Source organism: Burkholderia sp. Ac-20392, from assembly GCF_017104585.1.
Taxonomy (GTDB): Bacteria; Pseudomonadota; Gammaproteobacteria; order Burkholderiales; family Burkholderiaceae; genus Burkholderia; species Burkholderia lata.
Map to the genome: position 1 here is coordinate 1 of NZ_JAAGPB010001020.1, position 236 is coordinate 236.

Consider the following 236-nt stretch of genomic DNA (forward strand, 5'->3'; position numbering starts at 1 on the left):
AAAAAGAGGAGGGGGGGAAAAGAGGAGAGGAGGGAAGAAGGAGGGAAGGAGAGAGAAAGAAGGAAGAGAGAAGGAAAGGAAAGAGAAAAAAGGGAGGAGAAAAGAAGGAGAAGAGAGAGAAGAAGAAAAGGGAGGAGAGGGAGAAAAAAAAAGAAGAAAAAAAGAAAGAAAAAAGAAAAAAGGAAAGGAGGAGAAGAAAGAGAACGTTATTTGGTTGTGTTGTATATTTTTTTTTT

1 protein-coding gene is annotated in these 236 nt (G+C 38.1%); it reads left to right on the forward strand.

Annotation, left to right across the window (positions count from 1 at the left end; translation table 11 throughout):
* Positions 1 to 236, forward strand: a 236-nt coding sequence (locus G3N99_RS42665) for a hypothetical protein (RefSeq protein WP_206125235.1), incomplete at both ends; no start/stop codon positions are given.